Raw genomic sequence first — 14,968 nt, forward strand, 5'->3', positions numbered from 1 at the left:
ATTACCTATTATGAATAGTAGTGCCGCTTTCCCCGCAGCCCACGCCGATGCAATTGGCGAGGTTTCTCCTCCGCCTTCCTCTGTGCCAACCCAAGGCGGACGCATTCGTCACCGACGTATTGGAGCGCTTATTGATGACGTCGGCCTGTTGCTTGACGGCGGCAAGAGTTCCACACTCCTGCTCGTATGTGGGCCGGCAGGCGCCGGTAAGTCAACGCTTGGTAAATACCTCGTTGAGGCAGAACTTGTCGCGCAAAGAGCTGAGATGGTCACTGATCCCGGCTTTCTGCCGGCGATCCGTGTTGAGGCCCCTGCGTCAGGAGAAAAGGAGTTCTCATGGCGATTGTTGTACGAGCGAATCCTCTCTGCCTTGGAGGGCGATCTGGACGCGCCCCGAACGACATATGGAGTGGATCCCCGTACCGGCCGGGTTGTTGGCGGCCCTGTACCGCAGCCTAATCGCCTGGGCGGTTTGCGAACTGCTGTCGAACGTACGTTACGCCAGCGCCGGACACAATTCATTGTGTTGGACGAATTCGCGCATGTGATGAACCAGTGTCCACCTAATCGTCACTTGGCTCAGCTTGATACATTGAAGAGCCTCAGCAACGAATGCGGAGTGCAGTGGGTTTTGCTGGGATCGTACGACCTCTTCAATTTGCTTTCGCTGAGTGGGCAGATAGCACGTCGTACGCACGTCCTCCATTTCTCTCGCTATCGGGAAGATGATGAAGCTGATGTGCAGACTTTTCGCTCATGCGTAGCCAAGTTTGCCGAGACCCTACCAGCCTTGGCTGCTGTCGACCTTCCGGCGTACGCCCACATACTTCACGCAAATACGCTCGGTTGCATTGGGACTCTACGGGACATTCTTGTGCGCCTCTCAATTATGGTCGCGGCGCGAGGCTGGTCCACCGAAGTGTTTCATGCCGCACTGATGTCCGACGCACAGGTGCAGCAGATCTTGCAGGAGGTCACTGACGGTGAAGAACGTATTGCTCCAGGCCTGAAACACTCCCGCGCCGGTGGGCCATCAACTGCTCACAGGAGGATTGCGTGATGAGTGTTGAACTGTTGACGCCGCGCTCCGTACTACACGCACTGAAGCCGATGGGTCAGAAAACGGGGCAGGTGGAGAGCCTGACAGGGTACTTCTGTCGGCTCGCATATTCACACTGCATGTCGGCTGCGCAATTGGCTCGCTGGGTCCTGAAACGCAACGGACATGAGGTGCCATCTGACCATAAGTGGTACCTGAGGAATTTCGTCAGTGTGGGCACGGAGACCGAACAATGGGCCGCAGACATCTCCGAACTGACCAGTGTCGGCAACCTCGATTATTTGTCGCTTGCGCCATGGCGTCAGTTCGTTGGCGTCCCCGGTCTGGTCCCGAAAACAGATCGCTGGTGTCCATGTTGTTTTACGGAAGATCTGGCCGCTGGATTAGATCCTTATCTGCGCCTCGCGTGGGACGTTGCTCCCGTGACGGCGTGCCTGACCCACAAAGTCGCGCTGACCCATACATGTCCACACTGTCAGAAAAGCAACGTGCGCAACCGTGCATCCATCGTAGTGCCGGGATATTGCACGGCATGTGGAGGGTTCCTCGGCGATGCCGAAACCGATCCGGCGACACCCGAAGCGCTATGGGTAGCGCGTCAGGTTGGGTCGATGCTCGCGGATCCGCCATCACTCAATGAAAACGAGTCGCTTGCTGACTTTCTGAGTGAAGTGATCTCACGCATGGGCGGAAATGTGGCGCACTTTGCACGCCGTCTCGATTTGAGCAAAAGCGGCGTCTGGTACTGGACTAAGAAAGGTGGCTTGCCGACCATTCACGCGTGGTTGGCAATCAGTCTTCATGGAGGAGTCGGATTGGACAGGCTTTTACGCAGAGGCATCGACGGATGGGTGCCGCCTGCTGAGCCGCCGCAACTTTCACTGGGTTTGCCGTCTGCACCACGCAAAGGAAAGCCGTCTCGTACGCTCGACTGGGAGGAAATTGCCGGCCAACTGCGTGCGATCTTGCTCGAAGGCATCCCAGTCTCGCTAGAAGAGGCCAGTGCGCGTGTGGGACTTCATTCGAAGCAATTGAATTTGCGGGCGACCGCCGAAGCTCGCGCAATTGCGGACCGCTTCCAGCAATACCGTATGCAACGCAAACAAGAGCAGGAAGATGCGCTGAAAAAGCAGGTGGGAGAAGTGTTGGCTGCTCGAGTCGCAGCGGGCTACTCGGGGATGAGCGTCCGCGATTTACGCAAAGAGATTGCGGGAACGCGTATGGGGAACGTGCGTCATGCATTCTCCATCGTCAAACAAGTTCGCGACGGCACGAACTAGTAGCAAGAAAACGCTGGCAAGAAAAAAGGGACCCTTGGGTCCCTTTTTCTTTGGATGCTCGGCATCAATCACGAGCAAAACCTTTAACGCTACTACGAAAAGTGCAATCAACCAAAATGTGGCCGTTCGGGAAATAAAGCATAAATTGGCAATTTGGCCACTTTATGCTTAACGCCACAAGGGACCCCGAAGGGTCCCTTTCTGATTTCTGGTAGGCGGTATTGGACTCGAACCAACGACCCCGTCCGTGTGAAGGACGTGCTCTACCAACTGAGCTAACCGCCTGAAGGCATCACGCTGCGCTTGCGCTACAAGGTGCTGTCTTTGAGAGAGGCCGGATTATAGAGAGGCAAGTCGCGTTCGTCAAAGGTCTAATGCCGTAAAATGCAAACTTCCTGAATTTCTGCAGACACCCGCTATCCATGAGCAAGCCCGTCCGTACCCGTTTCGCCCCCAGCCCCACAGGTTTTCTCCATATTGGCGGCGCGCGCACCGCGCTGTTCTCATGGGCTTACGCGCGCCGTCATGGCGGGCAATTCATCCTGCGCATCGAAGATACGGACGTAGCGCGCTCGACTCCGGAGGCCGTGCAAGCGATTCTGGATGGCATGAACTGGCTGGAACTGGGTTGGGACGAAGGCCCGTTCTATCAAATGCAGCGCATGGACCGCTACAAGCAGGTCATTGCGCAAATGCTCGAGAGCGGCGCCGCGTACTACTGCTACACGACGCCAGCAGAGCTGGACGCCATGCGTGAAGCCCAGCGCACGCGCGGGGAGAAGCCACGCTACGACGGCACCTGGCGCCCGGTAGCGGGCAAGGTCCTGCCTGCAGTGCCGGAGGGCGTGCAACCCGTGATCCGCTTCAAGAACCCGCTCGATGGCGTGGTGGCCTGGGATGATCTGGTCAAAGGGCGCATCGAGATTGCCAACGCCGAAATGGATGACCTTGTCATCGCCCGGGCAGATGGTACGCCGACCTACAATTTCTGCGTGGTGGTGGACGACTGGGATATGGGCATCACCCAGGTGATTCGCGGGGACGATCATGTCAACAACACGCCGCGCCAGATCAACATCCTCAAGGCGCTCGGCGCCGAGGTTCCGCAGTACGCGCATCTTTCCATGATCCTGGGTGACGACGGCACCAAGCTGTCGAAGCGTCACGGTGCCGTCAGCGTCATGCAGTACGATGAAGACGGCTATCTCAAGGAGGCCGTCATCAATTACCTCGCGCGTCTTGGCTGGAGCCATGGCGACGACGAAGTCTTTTCGCGCGAGCAGTTCGTCGAGTGGTTCGACCTCGATCACATCACGCCGTCAGCGGCGCAGTTCAACACCGAAAAGCTGAAGTGGCTGAACGCGCACTACATCAAGGCAACTGCGTCTGACGTGCTGGCTGCGGATGCTAAGAAACGTCTTGCAGGGCGCGGGGTGGATGTGAGCGCAGGACCAGATCTCGTCGCCGTGATTGCCTTGTATCGTGACCGCGTGTCGACGCTCGTCGAGTTGGCTGATGCCGTTGCGCCTTATTACGTTGAGCCCACCATCAGTGAAGAACTCGCCGCACAACACCTGGACGCATCGGCACGTGGCTCGTTGGCGACACTGAGCGCGCGCTTGCAGCTGGCCACGTGGGACAAGGCCGCGTTGAGCGCCGCCATCAAGGAAACCTGCGCGGAGCTTGGTGTGAAGATGCCGCAAGTCGCCATTCCGCTGCGCGTGAAATTGCTGGGTGTCGCGCAGACGCCATCCATTGACGCGGTGCTCGAAGTGCTTGGGCGTGAACGCGTGCTGGCGCGCCTGAACGCTTGATCAGTCTGGTCGCAGATGACGTTGCCGAACAGATTCGGGGTGGTTCCCGGGCCCAAGGAACAGGTGCTGCCCCAGGCGGAGAACCTGTTCAAGGCAGTGCTGTTACTTGCGCTGCTGTTTGCATCGTTCTGGCTGGCCACGCATCTGGCCGCATCGTTCGACGATGGAGGTGGCGTAGCGGGATTGCTCAAGTGGCTGATGATCGGGCTCTTCGCCGTCCTCAATGTCATCTTGCTGACTGGCATGGGCATTCTTGCGCACGAAGCCGTTCATCGTGTGCTCTTCAGATCGGCCTTCTGGAACGAGTTGTGGGGTGGTCTGCTGTCGGCGTTTGCCTTGATTCCGTTCAACGCCAATCGTCAGTTCCACCTGACTCATCACAGCTATGCACATCAGCCCGGCCTCGATCCGGAGAACGCGCAGCATCATCACGCCTTTCTTTACGCGGCAACGATAGGATCGGCGCTGGCCTTGAATGCCCAATACATTCTCTTGCTGGAAAACCTGCGGAGACTTGGCGAGAGACGTCACGTCGTACGTCTCGTAAAAGACCTTGCCTGTCTGGGCTTTGTTTTCTCGATTTACCTCGGGGTTCTGCCCGCACTGGGTATGCCGGTCTGGTACACCCTTGTGCCGATCGTCGTTGTCTTTCCGCTGGTGTTCGCCTTCCGCGCCATGTCGGATCACTATGGCGTTCCGGCTGTTGTCAGTGGCAGCAGCACGCGATGTGATGTGTACGACGTGGAAGAGGGCTCAGCGGTAGGGGAGGGGCGAACGGTGAGCGGCTGGGTGGTGTTGACTGCGCCCTGGCTGGAGTGGCTGTGGAGCCACGTCAATTACCATGAGGTGCATCACAAGTACCCATGGTTGTCGCATCGCTACCTGCCTGGCGTATTCGCTGCGACGCGTAGCGACCATCCCTATCTGGTCGTGCGCGGTTACTGGCGCTCCTTGCTCAATCTGCGACGCCTGAACTACTACACGACGCATGACGACGTACGCGCGTTCCGCTCCGATACGGCAAGCTGAGACTTTCCTTGTCGCCCATTAAAAAAGCCCGAGACTTCAGTCCCGGGCTTTTTTGTGGACGATCTCGGAACAAGTCAGTAGTTCTGTTCCGCCCCACGGATGGTCGAGATCGGCAGTGAAGAGCCTATGAACTCTTCGAGTGCAGGCCCTCCCAGCCCGGACATGCGGATCGAACGGATCGCGCTGACCGGGTAAAGCAGGAGCTCATTTTCAACCTGGATGGTGATGAACTGACCTTTCAGGAAATCCTCCATACGGAATTTTCTCGCCATGGCGGTATCAGCCTGGGTCGGGAAGTAGAAGGACTCTTTCTTGCCGTCCAGAAACTCGATGAGGAGGAAGCGGTTCAGTTCCATTGCGAGATGCTCCTGAGAGAAATTCGGGGAAGAGATGTGCTGGCTTGGCGAGTGTGCGCCAGTGAAGCGATACATGCCAAGTGCTTGCTGACCGCCGTGTGCTGCGCCGTCATTGCGAAGAGAGGAAGTCCCACCTGTCTTCCATGATCGGGTCACGGGGTGGCTGGGGCTTGCTGTTTTTCGGCAAAGCAAATGCCGATATGCGCCTCCGATGCTTCGTTCTGTCTCGAAATGATAAGGCGCAGCCCGACCTGTCTAGCGCCGACTCAAGATTTCTATATTTCTGTATTGACAGAAATGAAAGGATTTGTCAGGATCCTCTCCATGGAACTCAAACCAATTTCACAACGCTTCGTCTTGCACTGGGGCGAGATGGGGTCGCAGTGGGGCGTCAATCGTACTGTTGCCCAGATCCACGCCTTGCTGTTTGTCGCAGGGCGGCCCATGCATGCGGAAGAAATTGCGTCCACATTGGGCGTGGCACGTTCAAACGTGAGTAACAGCTTGCGCGAACTGCAGAGCTGGAAGCTCATCCGGGTGGTGCATTTGCTGGGCGACAGGCGCGATCATTTCGATTGCACAACGGCGGTCTGGGAGCTTTTCAAGACTGTCGTGACGGAGCGAAAGGCGCGGGAGTTCGATCCTACGATCACGGTGTTGCGCGAGTGTCTGAAGAGTCCTGAAATCGGCGAAGAGGACGCTGGCACCCAATTGCGGATCAAGGAAACCCTGGCATTGATGGAGATACTGTCGTCGTGGGCTGATGAAATGCTGCGACTGGAGCCTGAGACCTTGATGCGCATCCTCAAGCTTGGCGCACGCATCCAGGGGTTTGTGCGCGGTTCAAAGAAGGATTCGTAGCTCAGTCAGAAGCAGCGGGAGTGAAAGCTCCCTTTTTTTTAGATATCTATTTCTGTTTTGACAGAAATAAAAGATTTTTGATGTTTTGTTCATAGCTGTTTCTCCAACCAAGGAGTCTGATCATGATCGTCATAGCAACCTACGTCATCTACCTTTGTATCAGCGTTGCGGTCACCGTGTGGGTGGCCCGCTCACTGAGCCAGCATGGTCGTACCTTCCTCGTTCACCAGTTGCGCGGCAATGAGCCGCTCGCCGACTCCCTGAACCACTTGCTGGTGGTCGGCTTCTATCTCGTCAATATCGGCTGGGTGTGCGTTGCATTGCGCTATGGCACGCAACCGGTAGATATCGCGGGTCTGATCGAGTACCTCAGCACGAAGCTTGGACTCGTGTTGCTCGTGCTGGGCATCATGCATCTGTTCAACCTGTACTGGATCTCAGGTTTTGACTGGGATCGCTACACGCAAGCACCGGTACTCGAGACCGACAAGGAGTTGTCATGACTGTCATCCCGGAGGTTCTGGACAGGCCCGTACGAGCTGCGCTCTGGGCATGCGTGATTGCCCTGGCAGTTTTCGCGATTCAGCCACTCGCAGTCGAAGCGTTCATGGGTGGCATCCTCTTTGTGCTGATGGTCGGTGCCTATCTCTTGCTGGCCGATGCTGCGATCAGCTGGACCAATAGAGCACTGAATCGACGCTTTGCCCCCGCCAGCGAGGCGGCTGGCGACACGGCATTGAGAGCGGCCAGGCGTGACGCCCGCAACCTGGATTTCCATCTGTTTGCGTGGGGCTTTGCGCTGTATTTGTGTCGCCTCAACGATGATCTTCAGGGCGCTGGTGCCATGCTGGAATACGTCAGTACGCGCATTGGCGAACTGATGCTGGGCTTGGGGGCGTTCGTGCTCTATGTGAGCTGGCGCAAAGTTGCACGGCCTCAAGGCTGAGCGCGCGAAAAGCCCAGGGCCTGCGAAGGCCTTGGGCTTGCTGGCTTGTCAGTTCAGAGCAAAGGAACGATCAGCAGCGCCACGAGGTTGATGATCTTGATCAGCGGATTCACGGCGGGGCCCGCCGTGTCCTTGTAGGGGTCGCCGACCGTATCGCCGGTCACCGCGGCTTTATGCGTGTCAGAGCCTTTGCCACCATGGTTGCCATCTTCGATGTACTTCTTGGCGTTGTCCCATGCGCCGCCGCCGGTGGTCATCGAGATTGCAACGAAGAGTCCGGTGATGATGGTGCCCATCAGCATGCCGCCGAGCGCCTTCGGGCCGAGCAAGAGCCCGACGATGATGGGTAGCAGCACGGGCAGCAGCGAAGGAATCATCATTTCCTTGATCGCCGATTTGGTCAGCATATCGACGGCGCGTGAATAATCGGGCTTGGCCGTGCCTTCCATGATGCCGGCGATTTCCTTGAACTGGCGACGCACTTCGACGACGACCGAGCCGGCAGCACGGCCCACGGCTTCCATCGCCATGGCGCCGAACAGGTAGGGCACGAGACCGCCGATGAACAGGCCGATGATGACCATGTGATCCGACAGATCGAACTTCAGGTGTTGGCCGAGCGCTTCCAGCGCATGCGTGTAGTCGGCGAACAGCACCAGCGCCGCCAGGCCTGCTGAGCCGATTGCGTAGCCCTTGGTGACGGCCTTCGTCGTGTTGCCGACAGCATCCAGTGGATCAGTGATGGCGCGCACCGAGTCGGGCAGCTCCGCCATCTCGGCGATGCCGCCTGCATTGTCTGTAATGGGGCCATACGCATCGAGCGCGACGATGATGCCGGTCATCGACAGCATTGAAGTCGCCGCGACGGCGATGCCGTAAAGACCACCAAGCGAGTAAGAGGCCCAGATGGCGACGCAGACTGCAATCACCGGGCCGGCGGTGGACTTCATCGAGACGCCGAGGCCTGCAATGATGTTCGTGCCGTGACCTGTCTGCGATGCCGCCGCCACGTGGCGCACGGGCGCGTATTCCGTGCCCGTGTAGTACTCCGTAATCCACACCATCAAGCCAGTGAGCACGAGGCCAACGATGGTGGTGCCGAAGAGGCGCATCTGTGCGCCGCCGTTGATGCCCAGTGCTGTGTTGAGCAGATCGTCCGGCACCAGGCGTTGCGTGACGAAATAGAAGGCGACCAGTGCGATCAGGCCTGCGACGATCAGGCCGCGGTAAAGCGCGTTCATGATCTTGCTGCCGGGCGTCACTTTCACGAAGAAGCAGCCGATGATGGAGGCGACGATGGCTGTTGCGCCCAGCGCCAGTGGATAGGCCACGCCCACCAGCGGCGCAGCGCCGAGGGTCAGTGCGCCGAGAATCATGGTGGCGATCAGCGTGACGGCATAGGTTTCGAACAGGTCGGCCGCCATGCCGGCGCAGTCCCCCACGTTGTCGCCGACATTGTCCGCAATGACGGCGGGATTGCGGGGGTCATCTTCCGGAATGCCGGCTTCGACCTTGCCCACCAGGTCGGCACCCACGTCAGCACCCTTTGTGAAGATGCCGCCACCGAGGCGCGCGAAGATGGAGATCAGGGATGCACCGAATGCCAGCCCGACAAGGGGTTTGAGCACAGCGGGAAGGGGTGTGGCTGCGTCTGCAACCTGATGCAGGTAACCGTAGTATCCGGCCACACCAAGCAAGGCCAGACCGGCAACCAGCATGCCGGTGATCGCGCCGCCGCGGAAAGCGACATTGAAAGCTGCAGGCAAGCCGCTGCGAGCCGCTTCGGCGGTACGCACATTGGCGCGTACCGACACGTTCATGCCGATGTAACCCGCCGCGCCTGAGAGTATGGCGCCGATTGCGAAACCGATCGCGGTCGGCCAGCCGAGCGTGAAACCAATCACTGCAAAGAGGATGGCGCCCACGACGCCGATGGAGGTGTACTGCCGGTTGAGATACGCCGCTGCGCCGACCTGAATGGCTTGTGCGATCTCCTGCATGCGGGCATTGCCTGCGGGTTGCGCGAGTATCCATCTCGTTGTGAGGACGCCGTACAGTACGGCGAGCAGGGCGCTTCCCAACGCGAACCAGAGTACTTCCATCGTCAAACTCCTCGCATGAACGTTGATGAATATCTCTTGCGTGAAAGGCTGGTGCTGCCTGCCGTTCCCTGTGCTGCACGCTACCATCAGAACGTTGATTGCCTGCCTCGGGGTTTCCCCTAGTCACTGGCAGGCATGCCGACTACAGGCCGGCTGCACGAACTTCCTTGATCTTGATTGCAGAGGACGATGGGCTTGTGGGCGGACGAGCGGGTCAGTCTGCTCCCTCGTCTCTGCTCCGATCGCGATAGGCTGAGTGCTCGCCCAGTTCGTTGATGTAGTGCTGCATGCCGAGCGACTCCCGCTGCAGGAAGCGTGCAATGGCGGTGCGGAAGTCCTCGTCGGCGATCCAGTGCGCGGATTGTGTCGGCGTGGGGTCGAGACCGCGCGCCAGCTTGTGTTCGCCCTGCGCGCCACCTTCGAAGCGCTGCAGTTTTTGTGCAATGGCATATTCGATCGGCGCGTAATAGCAGGCCTCGAAGTGCAGACAGGACACGTGTTCGAGGGCCCCCCAATAACGCCCGTAAAGCGCTGTGTCATCGCGGATCAGCAGGCTGGACGCGATAGCGCGTCCCTCGCGACTGGCCAGCAGCAGCACGCAACTTTCTGGGAGTTCGGTGCCAATGCGCTGGAAGAAATCCGGAGTGAGATAGGGCGAGCCGCCATGCTGGGCGTAGGTCATGGCGTAGCAGCGATAGAAGAAATCCCAATGGCTGGTGCTGATGGCTGTGCCTTCCAGTACCTCCAGTGTTACGCCCGACTCGGCAACCTTGCGCCGTTCCTGGCGAATTTTCTTGCGCTTGTCATGAGACATGCCGGCGAGGAAATCTTCGAAATGGCGATAGCCCTTGTTATGCCAATGGAACTGCACGCCATGACGTTGCATGAGCTCCTGCTGAAGGAGGGGCGCATCACTATCGGGAAACAACAGGTGGAAGGAGCTGTGCCCGCTGGCCGCAATGTGTTCGAGCATGCTGCGCAGCAAGTCGCTACGTTGCGCCTCGGTGCGTGCCAGCAGGCGTGCCCCCGGGACCGGTGTGAAGGGGACTGCGCACAGCCATTTCGGGTAGTAGCTCTGGCCATGCCGCGCATAGGCGTCGGCCCATGCCCAATCGAAAACGTATTCGCCCCACGAGTGCGACTTCAGATAGAGGGGGGCGGCGGCAATCAAGGTCTGGTCGTGCCATAGCGTGGCATGCGCGGGCTCCCAGCCCCTGGCCGGACCAACGCTGCCGGAGCTTTCGAGGGCGGCGAGAAAGGCGTGACGCAAGAAGGGTTGTCCATCATGCAGGGCGTCCCAGGCGCTTGCCGGGATCTGGTTGATGTCGTGAATGATTCGGAACATGCCGGGGCTGGTGAGTGGGTCGGGAAGGGTGGGGGTGGACAAGGTATAGTTTCGGCTGATGACGGGGCGCTGCCCCACGCCAACAGTATTCCTTGCAAGGTAGTAACAGACAGTGACAACAGTAACCTCATTCCCGCAACCAGGCACCCCGGCGTTGAAAGTCGCAGTTGCCCAGATCAATAGCGTAGTGGGCGATATAGCAGGCAATGCGCGTCTGCTGCGCGAAGCGGCCCTCGCTGCACGTGCGGCTGGCGCAGATATCCTGTTGGCGCCCGAGCTCGCCTTGTGTGGCTACCCACCTGAAGATCTGCTGACGCGCCCGGATTTTTACCGTGCCTGCGAGCAGGAGCTGGCCGCGCTGGCCGAAGCGACCCAGGGCATAGATGTACTCGTTGGTCACCCCGAGCTGCTGGGGTCGGTGTGCCACAACGCGGCCTCGCTGCTGCGCGATGGGAAGGTCTTGCACACTTATCGCAAGGTGCGCCTGCCCAACTACGAGGTATTCGACGAGGTTCGCTACTTCAAACCGGGAGAGGGGGCCTGCGTATTCGAGGTGAAAGGCGTCAAGGTTGGCGTCAACATCTGTGCAGACATCTGGGAGCGCGGCCCGGCCGAAGCTGCTGCCCGTGCCGGTGCCAAGCTGCTGCTGGTATTGAATGCATCGCCGTACCACATGAACAAACAGCAGCAGCGCTACGAAGTGCTGCGTGAGCGCATCGCGGATGGTGGCATGGCCGTCGTGTATTGCAATCTGGTTGGCGGTCAGGACGAGCTGGTGTTCGATGGTGCTTCGTTTGCCCTCAATGCCGATGGCGAGCTGGCCTACCAGGCGCCTTCGTTCGAAGAGCGGCTCGATATTATCGAGTACGCAGATGGGGAGATTCGTGCTGGCGTGCTGGTGGAGCCGCAATCCATCGAGGCCGAGGTCTACGCCGCTTTGAAGTTGGGCGTGCGTGACTATCTCGGCAAGAATGGCTTCCCTGCGGCCATCATCGGCTTGTCAGGCGGTATCGATTCGGCCCTGACTTTGTGTATTGCCGTCGACGCGCTCGGGGCGGAACGTGTACGTGCCGTGATGATGCCATCGCCTTATACCGCGCAGATGAGCCTGGACGATTCGCGTGAGCTGGTCGAGGCATTGGGTGTGCGCTATGACGAACTGGTGATCGAACCTGCGATGAAGGTCTTTGGCGAGATGCTCACGCCCTTGTTCGAGGGCAAGGGTGCCGACACGACAGAAGAGAATCTGCAGGCGCGCATCCGCGGCATGAACCTGATGGCGCTGTCCAACAAGTTCGGCGGCATCGTGCTGACCACCGGCAACAAGAGTGAGATGGCGGTGGGCTACGCCACTTTGTACGGCGACATGGCCGGTGGCTTTGCCGTCATCAAGGACATCCTCAAGACCTTTGTCTATCGGCTCTGCCGCTACCGCAATACGCTTTCGCCGGTGATTCCCGAAAACATCATCGTGCGACCGCCGTCGGCTGAACTCAAACCGGACCAGAAAGATCAGGATTCGCTGCCGCCCTACGAAGTGCTCGATGCGATTATCGAGGCCTATATGGAGAGCAACGCCAGCCCGCGCGAGATCATCGACATGGGCTACGCCGAGACGGATGTACGCCGCGTGGTTGGCATGCTCAAGCGCAATGAATACAAGCGGCGCCAGTCGCCAGTTGGCATACGCGTATCCCGCCGTGGTTTCGGTAAGGACTGGCGCTATCCCATCACCAACCGCTACGCAGACGAGTACTAGGACGGGCGCGAACCGTTTTTCATCAAACAACTGGCACGCTGGAATGGGCGGGTGTCCGCTATACTTGCGAAAACTGTAAGACACAACCCGGAGGCAATACCGTGAAGAAGATTGAAGCCGTCATCAAGCCTTTCAAGCTGGACGAAGTGCGCGAAGCCTTGTCTGAAGTCGGCATCACTGGCCTGACCGTGACGGAAGTAAAGGGCTTTGGCCGCCAGAAGGGCCACACCGAGTTGTACCGCGGCGCCGAATACGTGGTCGATTTCCTCCCCAAGATCAAGGTCGAGGTGATCGTGCCCGACAGCATCGTCGAGCAAGCGATCGAAGCCATCATCAAGTCGGCCCGTACCGGCAAGATCGGTGACGGCAAGATCTTCGTGTCGAGCGTCGAACAGGTGATCCGTATCCGTACTGGCGAGACAGGCGAAGAAGCTGTCTGAGCTTGCATGGTGTCAGACGTAAAAAAGCCGCCGGACTGGCGGCTTTTTTACGTCTGTTGATTTGCTCAGCGCTTGTTGGCGCGCATCAAGACCAGCAGCGCACCGGCACCACCGTCGTGGACGCGCGCCTGGCAGTAGCCGAGTACATCGTCATAGTTCATCAGCCAGCCTGCGACGAGCTTCTTCAGGACTGGCTCCTTTCCCGGTGAGCCGAGTCCCTTGCCGTGAATGATGCGCACACAGCGGATGTCGCGTTTGCGCCAGTCAGCAAAAGCCGCAGCAAGCCGGTCGCGTGCTTCGTCGCGATTCAATCCGTGCAGATCGATCTGGGCCTGTACTACCCAGCGACCACGACGCAAGTCGCGCAAGGTGGTGCGCGGAATGCCTTCCTTGAGGTAGTACAGCTCGTCGCCGCCTTCGAGTACGAGTTCGAGCGGCGTCGGCGCGTAGATCGACTCTGACAGCGCCGCCTGTTCGTCGAGTTGATGCTGGATTGGCACCGGGCGTGGCTTCGGAGCTTCAAGGAAGACCTTGTCGCTGCGCATTGGTACGACGCCCTGCAAGGCGTTGGCAAGTAGCTGGTCTTCGCTCGATGCCGTAACGGAGTTGCTGCTGTGGCTCTCGAGCCAATGAGCCGGGACCCAGGCATCCTGCTGCATTGGGGCGGACGCCTCGGTTTGCGATTCCGTCGTGTCTTTGCGGCGGGGGACTGACGGAGGTGGGGCTTGCTTGATCTCCGCGCGATCCGATGCTGGCAGCGCGCGCGCGTCCTTTACGGAAGACCGGAACAGGGAGACGTCGTCGAGCGGTGCGTCACCTGGGCGCGGAGCAGGGGCGGGGCGCGACTTGAGTTGCTTACGGAGTTCCGCCAGGGGCGGAAGCTTGTTGCGGCTCATGTTCTCTGCCGAGTTGCGACCGATGCACTGACGGTGTGGCGATCAGTGCATCGGAGTAGGGCCTACTTCAGGCTATCAAGATAGCGCTCAGCATCCAGCGCAGCCATGCAGCCCGTACCAGCGCTAGTGACGGCCTGACGATAGACGTGGTCCTGCACATCGCCTGCCGCGAACACGCCGGTGATGCTCGTCTGCGTGGCATTGCCGTTACGGCCGCATTCCGTGATCAGGTAGCCAGTGGTGTCCATGTCCAGCTGGCCTTTGAAGATCTCCGTGTTTGGTGCGTGGCCGATGGCAATGAAGACGCCTTTCAGGGCGATGTCCTTCGCTGCACCCGTCTTGACGTTGCGAATGCGCATGCCGGTCGCGCCGCTGTTGTCGCCGAGAATCTCCTCTAGCGTCGAATCCAGTTCGAGCACGATACGGCCTTCCTTGACGCGATCCATCAGCTTGTCGACCATGATGGCCTCAGCCTTGAACTTGTCGCGGCGATGCACCAGCGTGACCTTGGTGGCGATGTTGGCGAGGTACAGCGCCTCCTCGACGGCCGTGTTGCCGCCGCCGACGACTGCGACTTCCTGGCCTTTGTAGAAAAAGCCATCGCAAGTTGCGCAAGCCGACACGCCGCGTCCTGCGAACTTCTCCTCGGAAGGCAGTCCCAGGTATTTGGCGGTTGCGCCGGTAGCGATGATCAGCGCGTCACAGGTGTAGGTGCCGGTGTCGCCGATCAGGGTGAATGGGCGCTCGGTCAGCTTGGTCGTGTGGATGTGATCGAAGATCATTTCCGTGTTGAAGCGCGTGGCGTGCTTTTCAAAGCGCGCCATCAGATCGGGACCCTGGACTCCGTCTGCGTCAGCAGGCCAGTTATCGACTTCAGTCGTGGTCATGAGCTGACCACCTTGCGCCAGACCGGTGATCAGGACCGGCTTGAGATTGGCGCGTGCAGCATAGACGGCTGCGGAATAACCGGCAGGGCCGGAACCGAGAATGATCAGGGGATGGTGACGTGTTGTTGTGCTCATCTATGTGACTTTCCGGTTGGGGGCTGAATCTGCGCCGATTATAGCCGAGCCCTGTTTG

At 59.2% G+C, this 14,968-nt stretch carries 14 protein-coding genes and 1 tRNA gene; 9 read left to right on the top strand and 6 right to left on the bottom strand.

The genetic code is table 11. From position 1 onward, the window contains the following. Nucleotides 1-10 precede the first annotated feature (10 nt). Nucleotides 11-1,060, top strand: a complete 1,050-nt coding sequence (locus VVD49_RS18625; RefSeq protein ID WP_327600729.1) for an ATP-binding protein — start codon at nt 11-13, stop codon at nt 1,058-1,060. Further along, nucleotides 1,060-2,340 (top strand): TniQ family protein, encoded by a 1,281-nt coding sequence (locus VVD49_RS18630; RefSeq protein WP_327600730.1) that lies wholly within the window; start codon nt 1,060-1,062, stop codon nt 2,338-2,340. The genes VVD49_RS18625 and VVD49_RS18630 overlap by 1 nt, the downstream gene beginning before the upstream one ends. A gap of 209 nt (nt 2,341-2,549) precedes the next feature. Here the strand turns inward: VVD49_RS18630 and VVD49_RS18635 are convergent. Next, nucleotides 2,550-2,625 (bottom strand) — tRNA-Val (locus tag VVD49_RS18635). Nucleotides 2,626-2,762: 137 nt separating this feature from the next. Between VVD49_RS18635 and gltX the strand changes: the two genes are divergently transcribed. Next, the gene (gene gltX / locus VVD49_RS18640) at nt 2,763-4,154 is read left to right on the top strand and encodes a glutamate--tRNA ligase (protein WP_327600731.1); all 1,392 of its coding nucleotides are present in this window, start codon (nt 2,763-2,765) and stop codon (nt 4,152-4,154) included. A gap of 63 nt (nt 4,155-4,217) precedes the next feature. Next, nucleotides 4,218-5,183: a fatty acid desaturase family protein gene (locus VVD49_RS18645; protein WP_327600732.1), complete on the top strand. Its 966-nt coding sequence runs from the start codon at nt 4,218-4,220 to the stop codon at nt 5,181-5,183. Nucleotides 5,184-5,257: 74 nt separating this feature from the next. Here VVD49_RS18645 and VVD49_RS18650 read toward each other — a convergent pair whose 3' ends face one another. After that, nucleotides 5,258-5,539: a hypothetical protein gene (locus tag VVD49_RS18650; RefSeq protein ID WP_327600733.1), complete on the bottom strand. Its 282-nt coding sequence runs from the start codon at nt 5,537-5,539 to the stop codon at nt 5,258-5,260. A gap of 192 nt (nt 5,540-5,731) precedes the next feature. Between VVD49_RS18650 and VVD49_RS18655 the strand changes: the two genes are divergently transcribed. The 3 genes from VVD49_RS18655 (at nt 5,732) to VVD49_RS18665 (ending at nt 7,346) form a co-directional block, all read left to right on the top strand. Beyond that, complete coding sequence (locus VVD49_RS18655) at nt 5,732-6,400, top strand: GbsR/MarR family transcriptional regulator (RefSeq protein WP_327600734.1); 669 nt, start codon at nt 5,732-5,734, stop codon at nt 6,398-6,400. 122 nt (nt 6,401-6,522) lie between these two features. Then, nucleotides 6,523-6,903, top strand: a complete 381-nt coding sequence (locus VVD49_RS18660; RefSeq protein ID WP_327600735.1) for a hypothetical protein — start codon at nt 6,523-6,525, stop codon at nt 6,901-6,903. Then, on the top strand, nt 6,900-7,346 hold the full coding sequence (locus VVD49_RS18665; protein WP_327600736.1) for a hypothetical protein: 447 nt from the start codon (nt 6,900-6,902) through the stop codon (nt 7,344-7,346). The genes VVD49_RS18660 and VVD49_RS18665 overlap by 4 nt, the downstream gene beginning before the upstream one ends. Nucleotides 7,347-7,399: 53 nt before the next feature. Here the strand turns inward: VVD49_RS18665 and VVD49_RS18670 are convergent, their stop codons facing one another. Together VVD49_RS18670 and VVD49_RS18675 are read right to left on the bottom strand one after the other, a co-directional pair. Then, the gene (locus tag VVD49_RS18670) at nt 7,400-9,448 is read right to left on the bottom strand and encodes a sodium-translocating pyrophosphatase (RefSeq protein ID WP_327600737.1); all 2,049 of its coding nucleotides are present in this window, start codon (nt 9,446-9,448) and stop codon (nt 7,400-7,402) included. A 214-nt stretch (nt 9,449-9,662) separates the two neighbouring features. Beyond that, nucleotides 9,663-10,793 carry a GNAT family N-acetyltransferase gene (locus tag VVD49_RS18675; protein WP_327600738.1) on the bottom strand — a complete coding sequence of 377 codons (1,131 nt, stop codon included), beginning with the start codon at nt 10,791-10,793 and terminating at the stop codon, nt 9,663-9,665. A gap of 154 nt (nt 10,794-10,947) precedes the next feature. Here VVD49_RS18675 and VVD49_RS18680 point away from each other — a divergent pair, with 154 nt between their 5' ends. Together VVD49_RS18680 and VVD49_RS18685 are read left to right on the top strand one after the other, a co-directional pair. Continuing rightward, the gene (locus VVD49_RS18680; protein WP_327600739.1) at nt 10,948-12,552 is read left to right on the top strand and encodes an NAD+ synthase; all 1,605 of its coding nucleotides are present in this window, start codon (nt 10,948-10,950) and stop codon (nt 12,550-12,552) included. A 101-nt stretch (nt 12,553-12,653) separates the two neighbouring features. Continuing rightward, nucleotides 12,654-12,992: a P-II family nitrogen regulator gene (locus VVD49_RS18685; RefSeq protein WP_327600740.1), complete on the top strand. Its 339-nt coding sequence runs from the start codon at nt 12,654-12,656 to the stop codon at nt 12,990-12,992. A 65-nt stretch (nt 12,993-13,057) separates the two neighbouring features. On the opposite strand, the gene VVD49_RS18690 is transcribed toward VVD49_RS18685, so the two are convergent. Both VVD49_RS18690 and trxB read right to left on the bottom strand, forming a co-directional pair. Next, nucleotides 13,058-13,888 (bottom strand): Smr/MutS family protein, encoded by an 831-nt coding sequence (locus VVD49_RS18690; protein WP_327600741.1) that lies wholly within the window; start codon nt 13,886-13,888, stop codon nt 13,058-13,060. Nucleotides 13,889-13,950: 62 nt separating this feature from the next. Continuing rightward, nucleotides 13,951-14,910 (bottom strand): thioredoxin-disulfide reductase, encoded by a 960-nt coding sequence (gene trxB / locus VVD49_RS18695; protein ID WP_327600742.1) that lies wholly within the window; start codon nt 14,908-14,910, stop codon nt 13,951-13,953. Nucleotides 14,911-14,968 lie beyond the last annotated feature (58 nt).

The organism is Uliginosibacterium silvisoli (assembly GCF_036017035.1).
Taxonomy (GTDB): domain Bacteria; phylum Pseudomonadota; class Gammaproteobacteria; order Burkholderiales; family Rhodocyclaceae; genus Viridibacterium; species Viridibacterium silvisoli.

Bases quoted from the DNA above. Each gene is read 5' to 3' on its own strand.
- VVD49_RS18625 (WP_327600729.1), top strand. From the start codon at position 11: ATGAATAGTAGTGCCGCTTTCCCCGCAGCCCACGCCGATGCAATTGGC.
- VVD49_RS18630 (WP_327600730.1), top strand. From the start codon at position 1,060: ATGAGTGTTGAACTGTTGACGCCGCGCTCCGTACTACACGCACTGAAG.
- gltX (WP_327600731.1), top strand. From the start codon at position 2,763: ATGAGCAAGCCCGTCCGTACCCGTTTCGCCCCCAGCCCCACAGGTTTT.
- VVD49_RS18650 (WP_327600733.1), bottom strand. From the start codon at position 5,539: ATGGAACTGAACCGCTTCCTCCTCATCGAGTTTCTGGACGGCAAGAAA.
- VVD49_RS18655 (WP_327600734.1), top strand. From the start codon at position 5,732: ATGCCGATATGCGCCTCCGATGCTTCGTTCTGTCTCGAAATGATAAGG.
- VVD49_RS18660 (WP_327600735.1), top strand. From the start codon at position 6,523: ATGATCGTCATAGCAACCTACGTCATCTACCTTTGTATCAGCGTTGCG.
- VVD49_RS18665 (WP_327600736.1), top strand. From the start codon at position 6,900: ATGACTGTCATCCCGGAGGTTCTGGACAGGCCCGTACGAGCTGCGCTC.
- VVD49_RS18670 (WP_327600737.1), bottom strand. From the start codon at position 9,448: ATGGAAGTACTCTGGTTCGCGTTGGGAAGCGCCCTGCTCGCCGTACTG.
- VVD49_RS18675 (WP_327600738.1), bottom strand. From the start codon at position 10,793: ATGTTCCGAATCATTCACGACATCAACCAGATCCCGGCAAGCGCCTGG.
- VVD49_RS18690 (WP_327600741.1), bottom strand. From the start codon at position 13,888: ATGAGCCGCAACAAGCTTCCGCCCCTGGCGGAACTCCGTAAGCAACTC.
- trxB (WP_327600742.1), bottom strand. From the start codon at position 14,910: ATGAGCACAACAACACGTCACCATCCCCTGATCATTCTCGGTTCCGGC.